General features: G+C 43.6%; 17 protein-coding genes and 4 tRNA genes. 8 read left to right on the top strand and 13 right to left on the bottom strand.

The window, feature by feature from the left end:
- Positions 1-303 precede the first annotated feature (303 nt).
- From cls to QWZ17_RS22405, 3 genes are all read right to left on the bottom strand, one after another.
- Positions 304-1,749, bottom strand: coding sequence for a cardiolipin synthase (cls, locus tag QWZ17_RS22415; RefSeq protein WP_290307553.1), 1,446 nt, complete (start codon positions 1,747-1,749; stop codon positions 304-306).
- A gap of 346 nt (positions 1,750-2,095) precedes the next feature.
- On the bottom strand, positions 2,096-2,776 hold the full coding sequence (locus tag QWZ17_RS22410; RefSeq protein ID WP_290307552.1) for a metal-dependent hydrolase: 681 nt from the start codon (positions 2,774-2,776) through the stop codon (positions 2,096-2,098).
- Positions 2,777-2,916: 140 nt separating this feature from the next.
- Positions 2,917-3,072, bottom strand: a complete 156-nt coding sequence (locus tag QWZ17_RS22405) for a lmo0937 family membrane protein (RefSeq protein ID WP_290307551.1) — start codon at positions 3,070-3,072, stop codon at positions 2,917-2,919.
- A gap of 64 nt (positions 3,073-3,136) precedes the next feature.
- Between QWZ17_RS22405 and QWZ17_RS22400 the strand changes: the two genes are divergently transcribed.
- A complete protein-coding gene (locus QWZ17_RS22400; RefSeq protein WP_290307550.1) occupies positions 3,137-3,595 on the top strand; it encodes a helix-turn-helix domain-containing protein in 459 nt (152 codons plus the stop codon).
- A gap of 41 nt (positions 3,596-3,636) precedes the next feature.
- Here QWZ17_RS22400 and QWZ17_RS22395 read toward each other — a convergent pair whose 3' ends face one another.
- Positions 3,637-4,659 carry a nucleoside hydrolase gene (locus QWZ17_RS22395; RefSeq protein WP_290307549.1) on the bottom strand — a complete coding sequence of 341 codons (1,023 nt, stop codon included), beginning with the start codon at positions 4,657-4,659 and terminating at the stop codon, positions 3,637-3,639.
- Between the two features lie 107 nt (positions 4,660-4,766).
- Here QWZ17_RS22395 and QWZ17_RS22390 point away from each other — a divergent pair, with 107 nt between their 5' ends.
- Positions 4,767-4,991: a DUF4287 domain-containing protein gene (locus tag QWZ17_RS22390; protein WP_290307548.1), complete on the top strand. Its 225-nt coding sequence runs from the start codon at positions 4,767-4,769 to the stop codon at positions 4,989-4,991.
- Between the two features lie 178 nt (positions 4,992-5,169).
- On the opposite strand, the gene QWZ17_RS22385 is transcribed toward QWZ17_RS22390, so the two are convergent.
- Entirely contained in the window at positions 5,170-6,168 is a 999-nt protein-coding gene (locus QWZ17_RS22385) for a hypothetical protein (RefSeq protein WP_290307547.1), read from the bottom strand.
- Between the two features lie 114 nt (positions 6,169-6,282).
- On the opposite strand from QWZ17_RS22385, the gene QWZ17_RS22380 reads away from it, so the two are divergent.
- Positions 6,283-6,687: a hypothetical protein gene (locus QWZ17_RS22380; protein WP_290307546.1), complete on the top strand. Its 405-nt coding sequence runs from the start codon at positions 6,283-6,285 to the stop codon at positions 6,685-6,687.
- Between the two features lie 63 nt (positions 6,688-6,750).
- On the opposite strand, the gene QWZ17_RS22375 is transcribed toward QWZ17_RS22380, so the two are convergent.
- The 4 genes from QWZ17_RS22375 to QWZ17_RS22360 all read right to left on the bottom strand — a co-directional run bounded on the left by QWZ17_RS22375 (position 6,751) and on the right by QWZ17_RS22360 (position 7,134).
- A tRNA-Gln gene (locus QWZ17_RS22375) sits at positions 6,751-6,821 on the bottom strand.
- 10 nt (positions 6,822-6,831) lie between these two features.
- Positions 6,832-6,905 (bottom strand) — tRNA-Cys (locus QWZ17_RS22370).
- Between the two features lie 79 nt (positions 6,906-6,984).
- A tRNA-Ile gene (locus tag QWZ17_RS22365) sits at positions 6,985-7,057 on the bottom strand.
- A tRNA-Pro gene (locus QWZ17_RS22360) sits at positions 7,058-7,134 on the bottom strand.
- 345 nt (positions 7,135-7,479) lie between these two features.
- Here QWZ17_RS22360 and QWZ17_RS22355 point away from each other — a divergent pair.
- From QWZ17_RS22355 to QWZ17_RS22340, 4 genes are all read left to right on the top strand, one after another.
- Positions 7,480-10,374 carry a ligand-binding sensor domain-containing protein gene (locus QWZ17_RS22355; protein ID WP_290307545.1) on the top strand — a complete coding sequence of 965 codons (2,895 nt, stop codon included), beginning with the start codon at positions 7,480-7,482 and terminating at the stop codon, positions 10,372-10,374.
- 260 nt (positions 10,375-10,634) lie between these two features.
- The gene (locus QWZ17_RS22350) at positions 10,635-13,631 is read left to right on the top strand and encodes a SusC/RagA family TonB-linked outer membrane protein (RefSeq protein WP_290307544.1); all 2,997 of its coding nucleotides are present in this window, start codon (positions 10,635-10,637) and stop codon (positions 13,629-13,631) included.
- An 11-nt stretch (positions 13,632-13,642) separates the two neighbouring features.
- On the top strand, positions 13,643-15,178 hold the full coding sequence (locus QWZ17_RS22345) for a RagB/SusD family nutrient uptake outer membrane protein (protein ID WP_290307543.1): 1,536 nt from the start codon (positions 13,643-13,645) through the stop codon (positions 15,176-15,178).
- Between the two features lie 97 nt (positions 15,179-15,275).
- Positions 15,276-16,631, top strand: a complete 1,356-nt coding sequence (locus QWZ17_RS22340) for a glucoamylase family protein (RefSeq protein WP_290307541.1) — start codon at positions 15,276-15,278, stop codon at positions 16,629-16,631.
- Between the two features lie 218 nt (positions 16,632-16,849).
- On the opposite strand, the gene QWZ17_RS22335 is transcribed toward QWZ17_RS22340, so the two are convergent.
- The 4 genes from QWZ17_RS22335 to QWZ17_RS22320 form a co-directional block, all read right to left on the bottom strand.
- Entirely contained in the window at positions 16,850-17,788 is a 939-nt protein-coding gene (locus QWZ17_RS22335) for a hypothetical protein (RefSeq protein WP_290307540.1), read from the bottom strand.
- 75 nt (positions 17,789-17,863) lie between these two features.
- Complete coding sequence (locus tag QWZ17_RS22330; RefSeq protein ID WP_290307539.1) at positions 17,864-18,079, bottom strand: DUF2442 domain-containing protein; 216 nt, start codon at positions 18,077-18,079, stop codon at positions 17,864-17,866.
- A 164-nt stretch (positions 18,080-18,243) separates the two neighbouring features.
- Positions 18,244-18,969 (bottom strand): YebC/PmpR family DNA-binding transcriptional regulator, encoded by a 726-nt coding sequence (locus tag QWZ17_RS22325; protein WP_290307538.1) that lies wholly within the window; start codon positions 18,967-18,969, stop codon positions 18,244-18,246.
- 188 nt (positions 18,970-19,157) lie between these two features.
- Positions 19,158-20,108, bottom strand: a complete 951-nt coding sequence (locus QWZ17_RS22320; protein WP_290307537.1) for an NAD-dependent epimerase/dehydratase family protein — start codon at positions 20,106-20,108, stop codon at positions 19,158-19,160.
- 330 nt (positions 20,109-20,438) lie between these two features.
- On the opposite strand from QWZ17_RS22320, the gene QWZ17_RS22315 reads away from it, so the two are divergent.
- Positions 20,439-21,686, top strand: a complete 1,248-nt coding sequence (locus QWZ17_RS22315) for a YdcF family protein (RefSeq protein WP_290307536.1) — start codon at positions 20,439-20,441, stop codon at positions 21,684-21,686.
- Positions 21,687-21,690: the final 4 nt, after the last annotated feature.

Here is a 21,690-nt window from a genome sequence, read left to right as displayed (position 1 = left end):
TCAAAATCAGGGTTGGAATTAATTGGTTCGTTCATCAAACAAAAGTCCAACTTTTTCGCAACTTGTGTACACACAGTAGCCCAGGGGAGGGAATTGGGAAATTATTATAGGGGTTGGGGCGGAAGCCGGGGTAGAAACCTGAAAGTTTATAGCGATGGACCTGTGCGATTCCTTCCTTGGGGAAGGGGAGGTAGGGGTTTATTCAGCTGTTCTTGTAACATTGCTCAATCGCATGTAGAAATCCCTCCCTGCCTTTGCGCTCATTTCCGGCGCGCCCCTCCCAAGGGAGGGAATGGGGAAATACTACAATAACGGCGAAAACAACCGCGCAAACTTCTCTGGCAATTGCTTAAACAGGGGGCGTTTTTTCCAGGTTTTGGGATTTATCTTTTTGGCATCTTTAATGTCGTTGTAAAAAGCATCCCGGAGTTGGGTGGCTATTTCGGTATCGTATACCATGGCGTTTACTTCAAAGTTAAGCTCAAAGCTGCGGTGGTCCATATTGGCCGAGCCGATGATGGCCAGCTTGCTATCTGCCACCATGGTTTTGGCGTGTACAAAGCCTTTTTGATAAAGGTAGATTTCGGCACCGCAATCCAATATCGTTCCGTAATAAGAACGGGCCGCGGCATTTACAACAGCAGAGTCTGATTTATCGGGTACCAGCAGCTTCACTTTAACCCCACTAAGCAGGGCCATGCAAATTGCATCCATCATGCTTTCGCCGGGAATAAAATACGGGGAGGTGATCAGGATCTCCTCTTCGGCCAGTCCAATTACCTCCATCAGCGAAAACATAATGGTTGGGGTAGATGAGTCTGGTCCGCTGGCGGCCAGTTGCACCATGGCTTTGCCTTTTTTGTTATCGGTAGTGCAAAAGAAATCCTTTTCCAGTTTCAGGTGCTGACCGGCGCTAAAGTTCCAATCGCAAATGAACAGGTATTGAAGGTAAAATACACCGGGGCCATTGATGCGTAAATGCGTATCCCGCCAAAATACCGGATTATCGTTTTCGGGCTTGTTGATGTAGCGGTCGCTAACGTTGATGCCGCCCACAAAGCCTGTACAGCCATCAATTACAATAATTTTGCGGTGATTGCGGTAATTGGTACGGTTAGATAGCGCCACAAAGAATATCTTGTAAAAAGGATAAGCCTCTACCCCACCGACCCGCAATTCATCCACAAATTTGTGGCGAATAGACCGGCTGCCAAAATCGTCATAAATGAAACGCACTTTTACACCTTCGGCCGCTTTTTGTATCAGCACATCTTTTACCTGGTTGCCAATTACATCATCCTCATAAATATAATACTCTATATGAATATGATGCTTTGCTGCCCGCAGTGCCTCTAATACCAGGGGAAACTTTTCTTCGCCATTCAGTAATAGTTTAACATCGTTATGCCCGCTTAGCGGACTGTTGTCATTAACCAGCAGCCGGGCCAGTTTTTTGTGCGTTTTTACTTCGGTGCCCCCGGTATCCCAGGCTTCTTTTGATTCCATGCGGATTTTTTTCAGGATCTCTTCCAGGAGGGTATTGTCCCGCACAATCTTTTTACTGTAAAGTTTGTTTTTGCGGTAATTGGCACCGACTGCAAAATAAATGATCATACCTAAGCCCGGCAAAAGGATAGCAATGAGCAGGTAGCCAAAAGTTTTACTGGTAGATACGGTATCGTACAATATGCGGAGGCAAACAAAGCCCACCAGGGCAATATAAAGGGCCGTAAGTATATACCAGTGCATATTAAAGGGTTTGGTTGTTGATGATTTGATGGCCGGCAATGCGCCGTAAATATATTTTTATCGATTGTTTATTCCAGCCGCCTAACCGGCCTTTTTGCAGCAAGGCGGCACTGGCTTTAGGATCATTTAAAGGGTAGCTGAACGAAAACGCGGCATCGCGCTTTGCCCAGCCTTGTACCTGCCCAAACCGTGGAATGTTGAGATAGCTTTTCCCGTTTTGTTGGGTTATGATGTAATCGTTATCCGCAAATTGGATTAACCTGCGGGTTTGTTCGTTAACATGTGTGGTTAATAAACTATCGGCCCTGGCATGCCATTCAAAATCAACGGGACTTTGTTCGTCGTCTCAAACAGAACTGTAACCCGTGTAATCGCCTTTTTCCTTACGCACTACAATATACCACAGCATGCTGGTAAATGGCGCAGGCGTTGTAAAATAGCTATCCGTAGGTGTGTTTAAAGATGACAGCACCTTGCGATTAACAGTCATTTTGCAAAAAGCCGCGAAACAGAGGTAAAGCGTTGCCATGTATAGCCCTCCGTAGGCCCAAACCGCGCGTTTTGAATAATGAGCGGGTTTAAACAGGAGTACAATTGCTGCGATCAACAAAGCGGCGGTAAAAAGAGGATCGGCCACGTACAATAAATTGACAGAGAAACGGTGATTGCTAAACGGTTCAAGCAAGCCGGTGCCGTAACTGTTGCAACAGTCGAGCAAATCATGCAGGCCAAGTTCAAAACTAAAGAAGGCAGCTAAAGGCAAAAGATTAAGGTTTTGCTTTTGATGAACCCGCCGGGCTACCAGGGCAAATACAAAACCCATAACAGCGGCAAACAAAAAAGAATGTGTTAAGCCCCGGTGGATAAGAAAAGCTTCGTCCGCAGGGAAAAAGGGCTGCAAAGCGGTATCAATATCCGGAAAGCTTTGCGCTAAAGCCCCCCAGAAAAGCGCTGGTTTGCCAAGCTTTTTGCCAAGTAAAATTTCGCCGGTGCAGGCGCCCAAAGCTAAATGTGTAACGGTATCCATTAATTTTTAAACGGGTTAATACATTAAGCGTTATAGGCTAAAAAAGTTTTAAAACAATGGTTATCAGTACGCTTAAAATACAAAGAGCCGGTTTGCATTGCGCAAACTGGCTCTTTGTAAATGTTGTTAACCTGAAGGTTTTATATGGCGGTGTCTCTTCTTAAGAAACCTAATATTAAAGCAATGATGGCAATAACCAATAAAATGTGAATTAAACTGCCAACAGAGTAAACAAATGCGCCAAGTGCCCATCCAATAATCAGGATTACAGCTACGATATACAATATTGAGTTCATGATAGATTTTTTTAGTTGTTAAATAATAATTGTTATTGAAATGATTGTGACAAAACAATTACAAATGGAATGCCAATTACTTTTTACCCTGCCTGGTTGTAATAATGCCATAAAAATAGTGTACTATACTATACAACACGTAGTAATAAAACCGACAGCTTTAAATTTAAAGTTTAATTTATTAATTTTTAATGGGGCTAAAATCCAAAATACTTACCTGTTCGTAAGTATTGACAAGCGCTCTGGTATCGGCATACAAGTGTCGACATTTTGGGGTGGAGCTTTTTTAAATACCAATATGTCAAACGTTGTTAAAAGTAGAATTAAAGCCATTGTAGGCCGGATACGTGTATTGCGCAGGTCAAAAAACTATTCGCAGGATTACATGGCGGCAAAACTCAATATGTCGCAAAACGCGTACAGTAAAATAGAATTAGGCTATACCAATATCACCCTGGAGGATTTTATCAATATAGCCGATTTATTAAACACCAGCGAGCACGAGTTGCTTGACAGTATTTGAGTGAGCTAAAAGCAGAAGGCTCAAAGCCCAAAGCAGGGAATCTACTTATCCATTAACTCAAGCTTGGCAAAAAAATCATTAAACATGAGATTAATATCAAGGCGACCGTAAACACGGATGTTGCGGCCATTGGCATTATAATCATATCCTCCTTGTGTGTTTATAGCAGGGCAAGGTTTAAGCGTGTATTCGCTTGATGACGGATCGGCCTCAAAAGAAGATTGCAGGGCGGTAAGCAATACCAGCGGACTGTCGCCTAAAATATAAGTCTCCCCAATATTTAAATGATACTGCTGTAAACGTCCCATCAAATTTTCGAGCGTATTGCTTAAGTATTTACCAATTTCGCCATGCGGTTTAATCCTCGTTAATAATTCTGAATATGGCAGTAAAGCCTGGCGGTAGCCATTGCGTGGTATTTGCCATAATTTAAGTTGGGTATGGTTAAATACGGCTCTTGCGGCATTGATATCGATGTTTAAATTATACTCCGGGCTGGAGTAATTTGGCGGAGGTAGTGCAAGGTCGTTATATTCCGGTCCGCCTATCCAAACTAAGGTGAGCTTTGATGCAATTTTAGGATCGGTAAGCGCCGCTGATGCAATTTCCGTAAGGCCTGCTCCGCAAATAACATAAAGCGGCAAATTGATATCGGTGCGGGAGGCTTCTTTAATAATTAAATCAACCGCGGGGCTTTTAACCACTGTGGTATCATTTGGCATCCCTGTATTTGAACCGGCTATTACCGGGATTTTACCATCCATTTTCATCACCTTTAACAGTTCGGTAGCTTTTTTGACCGCATTATCTGCCTGGGTTGTGGAATGGTCAAAGCCATCACCCACCTTAAGGTGCGAGCCGATGATTCCCCTAATCTCAACTGATGGCGATAATAACAGGTGTGTAAGCGCGAAAAGTCCATCCGGATCTCCGCTAAAATCGTTATCAATAATAACCCGCATCCGCGGTGTTACAACTTTGCTCATCATCATGGTTTGGGCCGATGCGCTGGATACGATAACAAAAAACAACAGCAGATAAGCGAGGCGGTTAATCTTGATCATAAAAAGTAGCTTTATTGGTTGGTAAAGCAAGTTAGCTGTTTTTTGATTATCGGTGTTAGGCATTTTAAACAAAACAACTTATCTTGCTTTTACCAATAAGAAAACATATGTCGTTTCAGGGATATTTAAAAACCATCAGAGCAAAAACTGACAAAGGCCCGGCCGATTTTAGAGCAATGGCCGAAGAAAAAGGTTTTACAAAAGGCGGAGAGTTAACCGCCAAAGCCGGTGATATTGTAAAATGGCTTAAAGACGACTTTGACCTTGGGCATGGCCACGCGATGGCTATTTACGCGCTGCTAAAGGGAGTAAAGAATGAGTATAGCGAGTAACGTTATAAACTCTTAGCTCCCGCGAGGTTAGCGCAGCGTAACTTGTGGGACAACCTGGCGTAAGCTTTTAGCTTGCGTAGTATGGTGGCGCAGCTAAAAGCGGCATCCATGTTACCCACGAACTGAAAGCCCGCGGGAGTTTTCTTGGCTTTCGGCTTTAAGCTTTCTGCGCTTCCCCTCAATTAACCTTCTGCCTCATATCAAAATGCTCCACGGTTTTTACGCCGGTTGGCCATTCATTAAAGGCGGAGTAAAGCACATATTTGTTTTCCTTATCTACTCCCGCAATGGTTTGGCCTATTATCTTTTGGATGCCCTCGTTTTCTTTTTTGATGGCGGTGGTATCGCTAACTTTAATCTTGGTAAGGTAGTAGATCATAGGGAAGGTACCGGTAGCGTCTTCCTGGTTAAATATGCGAATAACCTGAATATGTGCCGGCGAGCCTTTTAAAGCGAGCGGAACACGATATTTTGCCAATTCTTCGGTTAAAACTTTGTTACCAAATGTTGTTATTTCATCCTCGTTATCATATTTCCAAATACTTGATGGGCGGGTGCAGTCAAATGCCGATGCTCCGTTGATAAGCGCGTTAACCAGGTAGCCTTTAGCATAGCTTTCTTTAGCGGCTTTATATAGTTCAACGGCGTTTTTTCCGTTTTTAGCGTAAGCACTGGCTTCAAGGTGGCTCAATTTCCAACCGTAATCAAATTTGCTGTAAACAACTGTAATCATGTATTGGGTAGAAATATTCTGCGGTACAAAAAAAGCTATATAGAGGTCTTTTATGCCGCCTGGGCAGTACAGCGAATACTTACCGCTCCCATTTAAATTGCTATGAATAGTATCACCGTGTATGTAACGGCTCGAAATATAATATTCATCAAGCAGTTTGTATTTGTCTTCCTTAAATCGATTGCTCGCCAATTCAACCAAACGCTTCTTGTTCTTGGTAGCAATAAAATCTTCCGACATGATAAATTCCAGGTTGCTTTCATCGTTTGTTTTTAATGCTGCAAAAAGTTTATCGTTAAGGTCATGAAAGCGGTGTTGGTCACTTGCGTTTATTTTGTCGTTTTTCCAAACGCCCGGTCCATCGGGGCTGCTGTCGCAACTTTGCAAAATAAAGGCGGTTAATAAAACAAAGGTGATATTACTTAGGGCTTTAACGCGTTTCATTATAAATTGTAAAAGGTTGTTACGATGATACGTAATTTTAGCGGCTTGCTAAAAATGTAGTTGTAGCATTTTCGTCATCTTTACCGTAATAGTGTTTAATAATCCTGATAATCAATGAGAAATATCTTCCTGTTCTGCATCATTGCGCTGTTAATTGCCGGCTGTAAAAAAGATGACTCTGTTAAAAACAGTCTTAGCGGCAGCTGGGAGTTTCGTGGTAAGGCCTGTTTTTGTACGCCACCTACCGATGCGAATGCTGATAAGCCCGGAAATGGGAATATTATTAGTTTTGAGGGTAATAATTACAAGATTTACGCTAAACACACGCTTCAAAAAAGTGGAACATATTCTGTTAGTATCATAACCATCGGTTCTGAAACCCGCAACAAGATTAGCTTTAGCGATAACCCGGCTTATTTTCCATCGTATATTAAAATTGAAGCCTCCAAAATGACGTTTTACGGCGATGTACCCGCGGCAGCAGACGGACTTGAGCTTTATTATGAAAAAATAAAGTAAAACTACGCAATTAATAATATAAGTAGTCGCAATTAATACTATTTAATAAATATTAAACATAAGTTTCCCCGCATGGACTCGAACCACGATTACCTGGACCAAAACCAGGTGTGCTACCATTGCACCACAGGGAAATAACCAAAGAGGCCGGTACAGGGATCGAACCTGTGAACATTCCTTTTGCAAAGGACTCCCTTAGTCCGCTCGGGCAACCGGCCATTGTGAGGATCGCACTTGCTATCCTAAAATTGTATTTAACTTCATTTCATCTTTTGCCATTTATAAATCATAACTATGTGGAAATAAAAGGACTTTAACCTTTAACCAACACCGTATAAGGGTGCCGCTCTAACCATTGAGCTATATTTCCTGGTAGGGTAACCCGGACTCGAACCGGGAGCCTCCACATCCCAAATGTGGTAATCTAACCAATTGATATACTACCCTGAAAACAAAAAATCCCCTTAGGTTATCTAAGAGGATTTGAATACTTTATATCATTTATATGAATACGCAGCACATCACCTCTGATAAATCAGTGGGGGGAATTGGCTTTGTATACATATTGTATTTTTCATGGCACAATGATACATAAATATTTATTAAACAAGAAAAATATTTCAAATTATTTTTTTAATGAATGTGGCCTAAATAATTTCTGGTATAATTCGGCTCAAGCGTCGCTTGAATGTAATCCTTATATCCCATCCCAGTCACAATTTTTATTTATTACGATGCAAACCTTATTTTCGTAAAATTGGTTTGCCTGATAAGCCGATTCCATTTGTACCTATGCGTAAACCATTTCTGCTACTTATTTACTTGTTTTTAACCGCTACCCTGCAAAGCCGCGCTGTAGATATCAAAAGCATCGGCGTGCCATACGTACAAAACTATACCAAGGCCATGTACCAATGGGGCAACCAAAACTGGAGTGTAACCCGCGATGAGCATGGTATTATGTACTTTGGCAATGCCGAAGGCTTGCTTGCCTTTGATGGTAAATACTGGCAACAGTATCATATGCCTCATGGCCTTATTGTACGCTCGGTATGTGCCGATGGAAAAGGCAAAATTTACACAGGCGCTTATGGCGAATTTGGTTACTGGGCCGATGATAAAAAAGGGTTTCTTAAATACCATTCGCTTTGCGGTTTGGTACCCGCTAAATTTAACCCGCTAAATGAAGAGATTTGGAAGATTTATGTGGATAATAGCCGGGTGATTTTTCAATCTTTCGGGGCTATTTATATTTATGCCAACGGAAAAATCGATGTAATAAAGGCACCCAGCCCCTACCTGTTTATGTTTAAAGTAGGCAAGCGCTTCTTTGTTGAACAGGTATCCGCGGGGTTATTTGAGTTTAAAAACAACCGACTTGAATTTATTACAGGCAGTAATATATTGGGGTCAAGCGGGGTACTGGCTATATTGCCGCTTCCGAAAAACAAATACATCATCGGTACCGCCCAAAATGGGTTGTTTATTTACGATGGGCAAAGCATAAAGCCCTGGGCCAACCAGGCTAATGATTTTTTAAAAACATACCAGCTTAATAACGGAACCATTGTTGCAGGTAAATACTTTGCTTTTGGTACCATATTAAATGGCATTGCCGTTGTTGATACCGCCGGCAACCTGGTTCAGCATATCAATAAATCGAGCGGGTTGCAAAATAACACCGTGTTGAGTTTATACACAGATAAAGAGCAAAACCTTTGGGCCGGGCTGGATAATGGGATAGACCGTATCGAGATCAACTCGCCACTTTACTTTTATTTTGATAAAACAGGCAAATTCGGCACCGTTTACTCCAGCATTATATTTGATAATAAAATTTACCTGGGTACCAATCAGGGTCTGTTTTACAGCGATTGGAGTCCCAATAGCAACAGCAAGCTCTTTCAATCATTTGATTTTAAGCTGATCCCCGGTTCGCAGGGCCAGGTTTGGGAACTGAGCTTGCAGGATGGCCGCCTGCTATGCGGGCATAACGATGGCACCTACCAGGTTAACGGTAGCAGCATCACCAAAATATCAAACGTAACCGGGGGGTGGACTACCAAAAAGTTAAGTGCAGATAAACTGATACAGGGGAATTACACCGGCCTGGTGATCTTTAAAAAAGACGCGGCGGGTAACTGGCTCTTTGATCACAAGGTTGAAGGTTTTGGTGAGCCATCGCGCTATGTTGAGCAGGATAGCAAAGGGCAAATTTGGGTAAGCCATGCCTACAAAGGCATTTACAAAATAACGCTGAGCGCCGATTTGAAAAAGGTGATTGGTAAGGTTTTTTATGATGGCAAATACGGCTTGCCCGGTAGTTATAATGTAAATGTGTTCAACCTGGATAACCGGGTGGTTTTCTCGTCCGACTCCGGGTTTTATGTTTATGATGATATCACCGACCGTTTTTTTAAGTACACCCAGCTTAACAAAAAACTGGGCACGTTTGCCACTTCAAGTAAAATTATCAAAGCTATTGGCAAAAAGTATTGGTTTGTTAACCACGGACGGGTAGCACTGGCCGATTTTTCTATCCCCGGTAAGTTAAGCATCGATACTAACAGGTTCAGCATCCTTAACGGGCAGATGGTGCAACATTATGAAACCATCAACCGGATTAATGATGCCACCTACCTCATCAGTATTGATGATGGCTTTGTGATATTGAATGATGAGGATGCCCTGGCCCCCAGCAAAACACAGATTCCCCAAGTGCTTATACGCCAGGTAGAAAATATTACAGATAAGGTTTATTCGTTAAGTGAAAGCGGCTATAGTGCCGATGGGATTGAATTGCCTTATGCGCAAAACAATATCCGAATTTCGTTTTCACTACCCTATTACCGGCAGGCAAAAATAAAGTACCAATATTACCTCGACGGCTACTCCAAACAATGGAGCGATTGGACCCCACAAACCCAAAAGGAGTTTACCAACCTCGATCAGGGAACCTACCATTTTGGCGTAAGGGCCAAAATTAACGATCAAACAGTATCGGCAACAACTACAATAACTTTTGTAATACAGGCGCCCTGGTATGCCGGTAAATTAGCTATGTTGTTTTATGTTTTACTGCTGATACTGGCGTACTACAGCATCCGTTATTATTACCGGCTTAAACTAAAAAGGCATCAGCAACGCATCCACCAAAAACTACAGTATGAAAAGGAAGAGTTTTTGAAGCAGGAAGCCATTGCTAATGAGCAGCAAATTATCAACATAAAAAATGAGCAGTTGCAGGCCGAACTGGCCGGTAAAAGCCGGGAACTGGCAAACTCGGCCATGAACCTGGTTTATAAGAACGAATTGCTGCAAAAAATTAGCGAAGAGATTCTGCAGCTGAAAGACAACTCTGGCAAAAAGCTGGCCGACGATCAATTACGCCGCATCCAAAAAGTAATTGATGAGGGTATGAATGATGAGCGCGACTGGAATATTTTTGAAAACAGTTTTAACGAAGCGCATGAAAACTTCTTCAAAAAACTAAAAGCAAACCATCCCGATCTTGTTCCCAATGATCTTAAGCTATGTGCCTACCTGCGCATGAATATGAGCAGCAAAGAAATGGCATCGCTTTTAAATATCTCCTTACGTGGTGTCGAGATCAGGCGCTATCGTCTGCGCAAAAAACTCAATCTGGAGCACGATAAAAACTTAACCGAGTTTCTCATCGAGTTATAACACTACATCATTACCTCTCATAAACAATTTTCTTATGGGTATAACTAACATCCAATCTGTAGTATGTACGCTTTACACTAAGCATAAAATAACCAGTTGTTTTTCAGCACATTAAAAATTTAAAACTAAATTAATGTGAAAGTGTTTTATAAGTTGATGTATTAATGTTGAGTTAATTTTTTTGATTTAGCTATAATATCTCCCCAGTTTTGCCTGGAAATAAACCAATTTTTCTCAAACCGTTTTTATTTACTACCACTATGAAAAGAATCCTTACTATTTCAGTGCTGGTGCTTTCTTGTTTCTTTTTTGTTAACACTTCATTCGCTCAAAACGCGACCGTAAAAGGTAAAGTTACCGATGCGGGCACCGGCGAAACCTTAATTGGCGTAAGTGTACTTGTTAAAGGAACCAGCACCGGCGCGCAAACCGATGCTAATGGCGCATTCACCCTCTCGGCCCCTGGTAATGCCACGCTTGTTTTTACTTACATAGGCTATACCACGCAAGAGATCCTGGTTAATAACCAAACTACTTTAGCGGTTAAGCTTAGTCCCGAGGCTAAAGAACTGCAGCAGGTTGTAGTAATTGGGTACGGCACCCAAAAGAAACGTGATGTAACCGGCGCGGTTGCCAGCGTAAATGGCGAGCAGCTAACCAAGCAGCCTGTACAAACACCAACCCAGGCTTTACAGGGTAAAGTTGCAGGTGTACAGGTTATCTCATCCGGTCAGCCAAACTCTAATCCTATTTTGCGTATTCGTGGTACTGGTTCAGTATTGGCTGGCGCTAACCCGCTTTATGTGGTTGACGGGGTGCTCACCGATGATATCCGTAACGTAAACAATGCCGACATTGTAAGCATCGATGTGTTGAAAGATGCATCGGCAGCTATATACGGTGTGCGTGCTGCAAATGGTGTAGTAATTATTACTACCAAACGCGGCAAAGCCGGGCCGGCGGTGGTTAGTTACGATGCCAATGTTGGTTTCAGGGAAGTAGCCAACCAAATTCAATTAGCCAACAGGCAGCAATATGTTGACTACCTAAATGTAGCCAGCCCAACAAAAATAGCCAGCGATGATAAATCGCCATTAACAATTCCGGGTACTACAAACTGGGCACAGGCCGTATCGCAAAAGGCTTTTGAAACCAACCACAACATATCTGTATCTGGCGGTGGCGATAAAAGCACTTATTTTATCAGCGCCAATTACATTGATGAAAACGGCGTGGTGAAAACCAACAATTTCCAGCGTTTTACCATCAGGGCCAATAACGATGTTCACATTTCTGATAAGCTGCGTTTTTCAGATCAGATTTCGTTAAGCCGTAACGCCGAAAGGCCGGTTGATGTGGCCGGTATTTATGGTAACGTTTATCGTGCCGCGCCAATAATCCCTTCAATAATTGATGGCAAATACGGTAATACATCTGCCTGGAGCAACGTGGGTAACCCGCTGCTGCAATTAGATAAAAACAACGATTTCACGCTGAACAACCGGATACAAGGTAACGTCGCGTTAGATTATAACCCGGTAAAATGGTTAACCTATCATTCGGCATTTAACCTTGATGCCCGCTTTAATAACCAAAAAAACTACTCGTACCAGTTCGCATCTGATGCAAGCACTTTTACAGTAGGCGGTGGTAACCAAAGGCAGGATAATAGCTCATTGTTTGTACAAAACGATAACTCTTACCAGTATCAATGGGATAACACCATTACTTTCGACAGGACTTTTGGACAGCACCATTTAACCGTTTTAGCAGGTATGGTTACAGAAAAAGGCCGGTCGAACTTTATTAACGGAACCCGTATTGATGTTCCTGCTAATCCCGATCAGTGGTTTTTAGACCAGGGAAATCCTAACGTAAACACCGTTGACCATAACGGTGGCGACTTGTTTACCCGCGAATCATTTGTAGGTCGGGTTAATTATTCATTTGCCGGCAAGTACCTGTTAAGCGGTAGTATCCGCAGAGATGGTAGTTCAAGGTTCCAGGAAAAATGGGGTACATTTTATACTGTAGGCGCGGGCTGGGTATTATCAGAAGAAAACTTTTTGAAAGGAAGTGTTTTCACCAACCTGAAACTACGCGCCAGCTATGGCGAGCTGGGTAATGACAACATCGCGTCATCGCAATTTATTGTAACCGGTACTCCTTATCTGCCTTATTACTTTGGCAGTACCCTGGTTGCAGGTACCGTTATACAGGATATTAAAAATACCAACCTGAAATGGGAAACTACGGATCAGTTAGATATCGGTATCGATTATGGATTTTTAAATAACCGCCTTACCGGTGAGGCCGATTACTACAACAAAAAAGTAAAGAATGCTTTAACCAATATCCCGCTGCCGGGTATCCTTGGCGATCCGGACAATTTGTTTGTTACCAACGCGGCATCATACCGTAACAGCGGTGTGGAAGTTGCCCTGAGATGGAACGACAAGATCAACAACAAAATAGGCTACAATATTGGCTTTAACATCAGCTACAATAAAAACGAAGTTTTAGGGCTTAGCAACGGCGGCCAGGCTATCAGCGCCGGTGGTGCTAATGGCCAAACCATCACCCGTACAGATAACGGCCATCCTATTGCCAGCTATTACGTATTGCAGGCTACAGGTGTTTTCCAAACTGATGCCGAGGCTGCTGCGGCGCCAACTAATACTTTTGAGGCTAACCACGTTGGCGGTTTAAAATATGCCGATATTAACCACGATGGTAAAATTGACGCCAACGACCGCGTGTTTGCAGGCTCATACCAGCCAAAATATTTTGGCGGCTTTAACCTGGGCTTAAACTATAATAACTTCGATATCAGCGCCGATTTTTATGGCAACTGGGGCAACAAGATCTACAATGGCAAAAAGAATGCCCGCGGATCTGAAAACGATAACATTGAAGCAAGCTACGCTAATAGCCGTTTTACAACGGCTAAGCCATCAAGCACAGATCCAAGTACTATTACGCAAACAACGCCGCCATCAACCTATTTTATTGAGTCGGGCGCTTTCCTGAGGTTGAATAACTTAACGCTTGGCTATTCGTTACCGGCAGATTTGCTAAAACGCGCGGGGATTTCTAAAGCGAGGGTATTCTTAACATCACAAAACCTGTTTACGGCCAAACGTTACAGTGGCCAGTCGCCAGAGTTATTCTCGACAGATATTTTGTCGCAAGGTATTGATGCAACCAATTACCCGGTAACCCGCACGTTTGCAGTTGGCGTAAATGTTCAATTTTAATTATCGCAGTTATGAAAAAGATATATAGCCTAAGATTAACCATGTTTGTTACGGCTGCCATTATACTATCGGGCACACTACATGCATGTAAAAACTACCTTGACGTAAAACCCCAGGGACAGATAACACAAGACCAGATAGCGTCAGATCCTAACCAGGCCAAAAACCTGGTGATAGGTATTTACAATGTGTTTTATATTGGCGGGTTTGATCCGGATATTGATAGCTTCCAGTTTGTGATTATGACAGATATCGCATCTGATGATGCCGATAAAGGCAGCTCGCCAGATGATTACGGCGATGCCAAACAAATTGATAACCTGCAAACATCGGCAAGTAACGGCGTTGTAAATAACGTGTGGACGGGTTACTACCAGGGCGTTGCCCGCTGTAACCAGGCGCTTGATAAATTGCAAAACGCTCAGTTTGATGCAGCCACTAAAAACGCCCTTATTGGCGAAGCAAAGTTTTTAAGAGCTTACTTTTACTTTAACCTGGTGCGTCTTTACGGCGGTGTGCCGCTTATTGATAAACTGCCATCGGCTACCGAAGCAAATTCAGATAAATATCAAACCCGTGCAAGCGCTGCCGATATTTACAAGTTTATCATCAGCGATCTTGATTTCGCGGTAGCTAATTTACCGGCTAAGGGAGCTACAGATGTTGGTCGTGCCAATAAAAGCGCTGCCCAGGCTTTAGAGGCAAAGGTTTATTTGTACACTAAAGATTACCAGAAAGCTTATGATCTTTCGCAGGCGGTAATCACCAGTGGCTTGTATTCATTGGTTAAGGATTATTCTTTAATCTGGCGACAAAAAGCGGTGAATGGCGATGGTGGCAATAACAACGTTGAATCGATATTTGAAATTCAGGCCGGGATCAATAAAGATTGCTCGGCAGGTATTAACCTGTATACGGTATCACAAGGCCCCCGTGCAGGTGGTAAATATGGCTGGGCCGATTTGGGCTTTGGCTTTAACAATCCATCAACAAGTTTATTGAACGAATACGAGGCCGGTGATGTGCGTAAAGCCGCCACCGTGATCTTTATTAAACCTGGAGGTACTGTGTTGTTTGATGGCTTCCGCATTCCGGGCCAGGATTCTGTACAAAACAGCACTTACAGCTACAAAGCCTACCACAGCCGTAGCGCCGAAGACAATTGCGGGGGCAATACCGATAGGCTGCCAAAACAGGTTCGGATTTTACGCTACGCGGATATTTTGCTCATCAATGCCGAGGCCGCTGTTCAGATTGGTAAAGTTGGCGATGCTCAAAACGATTTGACCCTGGTAAGAACAAGGGCGGGTTTAACTTCAACGGCTGCAACATTGCACAGTATTTGGCACGAGCGCCGTATGGAACTTGCCGAAGAGCATGACCGTTTCTTTGACATTGTAAGGCAGGATGCTGTTGAGCCAGGCAGGGCGGCCGCTGCGTTTTCGGCACATGGCAAAACCTGGAAATCAACGGCCGCGTTATTCCCTATTCCGCAAACTCAAATTGATTTGAGCGGGAACAGGTTAACCCAAAACCCGGGCTATTAATTATAAAGATATTAAAGAAAACTACGGTTGATTGGTTTATGAGGTTGTCGGTTTGGTAACTGCCGGCAGCCTCTTTTTATCTAATCTGCATCTACAAATGAAAAAACTAATTATAACACCATTATTGCTGTTGATGGCAATTGGCTGTTTTGCGCAAAAACAGGCAAAAACAAATGGCGAAGACGGCATTAAGCCTGTAGGTATTATCAAAAACCTTAGCGATAGCGCTTTGCTTGATGTGGTGCAGCGCCAAACGTTCCGTTACTTTTGGGATTTTGGCCACCCGGTAAGCGGCCTGGCCCGCGAGCGTAGCAATACCTCTTTTGATTATGGTGCCGAGGTAGTAACCACCGGTGGATCTGGCTTTGGTATTATGGCCCTCATTGTTGCCGATAGCCGCAAATGGGTAAGCCATGACCAGGCTGTGGACAGGATGGTTAAGATTGTTAACTTTTTGTTTAAGGCAAACTCTTTCCACGGCGCGTTTCCGCACTGGATGAACGGAGAAACAGGTAAGGTAATCCCATTTGGTCGTAAAGACGATGGTGGTGATATTGTAGAATCGGCCTATTTATTCCAGGGGCTTTTATGCGCCAAACAATATTTTAAGGGCAATACCCCCAAAGAGCAACGCATTCGAGATGTGATTAGCTGGATGTGGGGCGAAATGGAATGGGATTGGTACACCCGCGATGGCCGCGACGCGCTTTACTGGCACTGGAGCCCCAACAATGGCTGGGCCATGAACTTTCCCATCCACGGCTTTAATGAATGCCTTATAACGTACGTATTGGCAGCGTCAGCCGAAAGATATCCTGTTAGCGCAAGCGTTTACCACCGTGGCTGGGCGCAAAGCGATTTCTTTAAAAATGGCAAAACCTATTATGGGTACAAATTGCCTTTAGGCTTTGATTTTGGTGGTCCGTTGTTCTTTTCGCAATATTCATTTTTAGGGCTTGATCCACGTGGATTAAAAGATGAGTATGCCGACTATTGGGAGCAGAATAAAAACCACACCCTCATCAATTACGCCTATTGTGTTGATAACCCTAAAAAATTTAAAGGCTACGGCACAAATTGCTGGGGACTTACCGCCAGTGATAATTATGAAGGTTACAATGCCCATTCGCCAACAAATGATCTTGGTGTTATAACACCAACGGCAGCGCTATCGGCATTCCCATATGCACCGGAGCAATCAATGAAAGCACTGCGCCATTTTTACTATGATTTAGGCGATAAGATATGGGGCGAATACGGTTTTACCGATGCCTTTAGCGAACAGCATAACTGGTACGCCAAATCATACCTGGCCATTGACCAGGGGCCAATTGTGGTGATGATAGAAAACTACCGCACCGGCCTGCTATGGAAACTATTTATGAGCAGCCCCGAAATACAAAAAGGCTTAACCAAGCTTGGCTTTGAAAGCCCCGCGATTGCGAAGAAATAGTTCGATATTCCCAGACTTACGAAGTTTTCAAAACTTCGTAAGTCTTTTTGCATTATGGTCGAGCCGTATCATCCCCGTTGTTCGAATCTCTCTAATTTCGAGCTGTTATGCTGTAGTTTTGAAGCTGCGCGAATCAGAAAAAATAAGCAGGGAACCTAAACGCAGGCCAAAAGGTAAAGCCTTACGGCAGCAAGGAGGCCGATTAGCAAAAAGGTTACTTATTCTGAATCTGTTTTTGCCGGATTGTTTTGGGCATTAAACCGGGGCTTGAAGCCAAGCTTAGGAGCCGGCGTTTCTTCTGTTGGTGCAACTGGTTTTGCCGTAACCTCCGGTTGGGTAAGCTCGGTTGGTTTTTCTTCTTCCTCTGATTGAGGCTTCATCACGGCCGCGTTAAAACGAGGCTTAAAGCCGATTTTGGGAGCCGGTATTTCTTCTGCCAGAGCAACTGGCTCAGCAGCGGATTTTGCCTCCGTCGGCTTTTCTTCCTCAACAACAGGCTTGGGTTTCACCATGGCTGCGTTAAAGCGTGGTTTAAAGCCTACTTTCGGCGCAGGTGATGTTTCTGCAGGAGTAGCCGGATCTGCAGCAACTCCTGGTTCGTCCGGTTCCGCTGGTTTTGGTTTCACCATACCGGTGTTGAACCGAGGTTTAAAAGCAGGCTTTGTAAGGGGTTGATCCCTTGAATCTTCCCCCTCTTTTAACTCAGGCTTTTCTGTAGGAACATTGCTATCTTCAGCGGGCTTGGCTTTTACCATACCCGGATTAAACCTTGGTTTAAAACCAGGTTTTGGAGCGGCGGCCTCCTCAGATTCTGCTGCTTTAATCTCCTGGGGTTTTTCCTCTGCCGGTTTTGGCGAGGAAGCTGCCCTAAACTTAGGTGTAAAACCAATTTTAGAAGGCGTTCCTGGTTCTATCAAACTTTCGGTAATGGTTTGCTCGGCCAATGGGTTGGCAATGTGTACGCGTTCGGTTTTTATTTCTGTCGAAATAGGGAACCTGCGCCTGAGCTTATTGAACCAGTATTTTTTGGTATGATCAAAACTCTTTTCGCCCATTTGCTCAAAGTGTTCTTTAAATTCCAAAAACAATGATCCCTCTGCCTGTTGTAAGGCGGCAAGATCTATCCTTTTCTTTTTAAAAAACTCTTCGAATACCATGGTAGTATAGATATAAGAATCGAGAGTCAGGAATCAAGACCGTGGCCTAAATTCAAAACTCTTGATTCTTGATTCTCACAAATCAACATTCACATCCAAACTATTAAAATGGATGCCTTTATCGGTTTGTTTCCAGTCCTCTCGCTCCTCGTCGGTAGCGTTCATCAGTTTAGGAAACCACTCCAGCGGAAAAGCCTGTTGCTTGCCATCCGGCTTTTCAACAAAAAGCAGGCCGTTGGCAAATGTCAACTTTACTTTCTTTTCTTCCTTACGTGAACTGAATAGTGGCATGTTTTTATTTTAAACCCGTCATTGCGAGGTACGAAGCAATCCCGAACTATACAGAGCGGATTTGCAGGCTGCCCTGCTTATAGGGGATTGCTTCGTACCTCGCAATGACGTTAGCTAAATTTTAAAATCCGAAATCGAAAATCCCAATTCCGAAATCAAAAGAATTACTCCGCCATATTATGGTAAACCGCCTGTACGTCGTCGTCTTCCTCTAAGCGGTCAATCAGTTTCATGATATCCACAACCTGTTCTTCAGTTACCTGGTGAAATGATTGTGGTACACGCTCTAACTTGGCCGATTTTACCTCTATGCCGATTTCTTCCAGCGCCTTCTGCATTTTACCAAAGTCTTCAAAAGCGGTATGGATTACGCCAATATCGTTTCCTTCCTCATCGGCCTCCACAAAAAGATCTTCCAACCCGGCATCAATCAATTCAAACTCCAGCTCTTCTAAATCGCGCTCGCCCGGTTCAAAAGTAAATACCGATTTACGGGTGAAAATGAAATCCAGGGAGCCGGTTTTACCTAATGAGCCGCCATATTTGGTGAAATAGCTGCGTACGTTGGCAACGGTACGGTTGGTATTATCGGTAGCTGTTTCAACCAAAACCGCAACACCATAAGGGGCGTAGCCTTCGTAAACAAGCTCTTCGTAATCTTTTTCATCGCGGCTGCTTGCCCTTTTTATCGCAGCTTCCACGCGATCTTTAGGCATGTTTACAGCCTTGGCATTTTGCACAGCGGTTCTTAAACGCGAGTTGGTGTTTACATCGCCACCACCGGCTTTAACAGCCATTACAATCTCTTTCCCTAAACGGGTAAACTGCACCGCCATTTTGGCCCAGCGCTTAAACTTTCTTTCTTTGCGGAATTCAAATGCTCTTCCCATAACTTATTAGTTCATTGTTGTTGGTTCATGGTTCATAGCAATTGTCAATGAATCAGAACGGTATACCCTGCTTTTTACAGAGGGGATAAAGATAATATTTGTTTTTTAAATCAGGATTTCAAAAAATCAAGCGAAGCGTGTTTTCCCGTCCTTTATCCCTTGTCCCAAAGTCCTTCAGTCCAATAGTCTTAAAGAACTTTCTTCAAATTCTCCAGCATATCTGCTGTCATTTTAGGCAAATCGTATTCTAATTTCCAACCCCAGTCTTGCCGGGCGCTGCTGTCGTCAATTGATTTTGGCCAGCTATCGGCAATGGCCTGCCGCGGATCTGTATTTACATAACCCATTTCAAATGAAGGGATATGCTTTTTAATCTCATCGGCTAACTGTGCCGGCGTAAAGCTAATGCCCGCCAGGTTATATGACGACCGGATTTTGATCTGCTCTGCCGGAGCATCCATTAAATTAATTGTGGCGCGTATGGCATCTTCCATATACATCATCGGCAGGGCAGTATCGGCAGATAAGAAGCTTTCATACTTGCCTTTCTTTAATGCTTCATGAAATATATGTACGGCGTAATCTGTAGTACCCCCGCCGGGTGAAGCCTTCCAACCGATTAAGCCGGGGTAGCGAATGCTGCGGATATCTAAACCATGTTTTACAAAATAATACTCGGCCCAGCGTTCGCCGGCTAATTTGCTAAAGCCATAAACCGTGTTGGGGTCCATAACACAATATTGCGGCGTGTTAAATTGCGGCGAGTGCGGACCAAAAACGGCTATTGAACTTGGCCAAAACACTTTGGCTGTTTTAAACTCAACAGCAAAATCAAGCACGTGGATAAGGCCGGTCATGTTTAAATCCCAGGCCATTTTGGGTTTTTGTTCGCCTACGGCCGATAGTATGGCGGCCAGCAGGTACACCTGTGTGGGGCGGTATTTATCAAAAATGTGGTGCAGGTTGTCTTTATCAAGCACGTTCACCAACTCATATGGTCCGCTGTTGCGGATGGCATAAGTAGGGTTGTTGATATCGGATGCAACCACTTTATCAACCCCATGAATACCTCTTAAAGCAACAACCAGCTCTGTCCCGATCTGGCCGTTGGCGCCTATCACTAAGATCTTTTCGCTCATGCAATTTTTGAGTTTACACAAAGGTAAAAATTTTGCGGTTGCGACAGGATAAGCGAATTATATTATTAACAGGATTAACGGTACGCGCTGTCCTAATAAAAAGCGGGTTAAATTCCTACGTAGAGACGCAATATTTTGCGTCTCCCGCGTGCAAATCTGGTATGCCAATCAATCCAGCAAATCGGCTTTGCAAATTCGCTCTGTACGGTGGGAGACGCAAAATTTTGCGTCTCTACACAGATGCCGTGTTAACTAAATTTAAACGGTATTGGCACCTTGTTAACCTGTAGTTTATTTTTAAAGGGTTTATTTGCCATCATAATTACTACCATGAAAAAAATGCTGACTATGGCACTGCTGTGCGCCACCTTTTTAAGCGGCTATGCGCAAAAGCGGGCCGCTCCCATTGCTGCCAAAAGCAATGTTGATTACATACAATCGAAAAACTATTACCTGTTAACACTTTTTGAACAGGATACACAGGTAAACGCGCTGCTTAGCAGCGATGCCGAGCTTGCCCGCCTTACGCAAAGCAAGCTAAAACAATTAAGCGAAACGCTTACCAACTGTAAGGATGCGGGTTGCCTTATTGCCGGGGTAAAGTTTACTGATGATGAAATAGCTGCCGTAAGCGCCCGTTTAACAGCGCTTTACAAACCGGGCAACGCGTTGGATGTTTTGGTGAAAACCAAACTCATTCCATCTGGCACTTATAGCTTGTATAAAACCTTATCGGCGGGCGAATTATTGATAAAAGCCTGGGAACAGGAAGCTAAAGGCATTAACTACACCATTGGGGTTTATGCCGAGGGTAATAAACCAAACTATCCGGCTATCGATTCCATCAGCTTTAATGTGCATGCTAAATCGTATTACACGTTGATGTATGATTTTAACGCGACGCTTTTAGGCGATGTGAAAAATGCTAAATTGTTTTATCAACCCGCTATAAAAGCGGCGCTGCTATACCTGCAAATTAACGAACGACAGGACCCCGCCCATTATGAGCCGATGGCGACAACTGCCAATAAAGCAGCTGTGGCTTATATCAAAACTATCAAATGGGCCAACTACCCTTACACTAATATTATGGTGCCAGGCGCTGGTCCCGAAAAACCAGAGTGGGCTTTAAGCAGCGAGGGCATGCTGCGCTGCCGCCTGGCCGAACAGGAATACAGGGCGGGCAAAGCGCCATTGATCATTGTATCGGGCGGTAATGTGCATCCCTACAAAACAAAATTTAACGAGGCCGAGCAAATGAAGATTTACTTATTAAATGTGCTGCATGTACCCGAGAGAGCCATCATCATTGAGCCGCATGCCAGGCATACCACCACCAATATGCGTAATAGCGCAAGGCTCATTTACAAATACGGCATCCCGGCCAACAAACCGGGTATTGTGGTTACCGATAAATCGCAAACGGATTTTATCATGAACATGGCCGCCCGTTGCGAAAAGGAATTAAACTACGTACCCTACAAATTAGATAAACGTAACTCCGAAACCGAGGTGGAATACTACCCCGTTGAAGAAGCAAAACAAATAGATAACGACGAACCGCTTGACCCTCGATAATAAT

Origin of the sequence: Mucilaginibacter flavus (assembly GCF_030409315.1) — a bacterium.
GTDB lineage: Bacteria > Bacteroidota > Bacteroidia > Sphingobacteriales > Sphingobacteriaceae > Mucilaginibacter > Mucilaginibacter flavus.
This window is presented reverse-complemented; position numbering and strand designations above follow the sequence as displayed.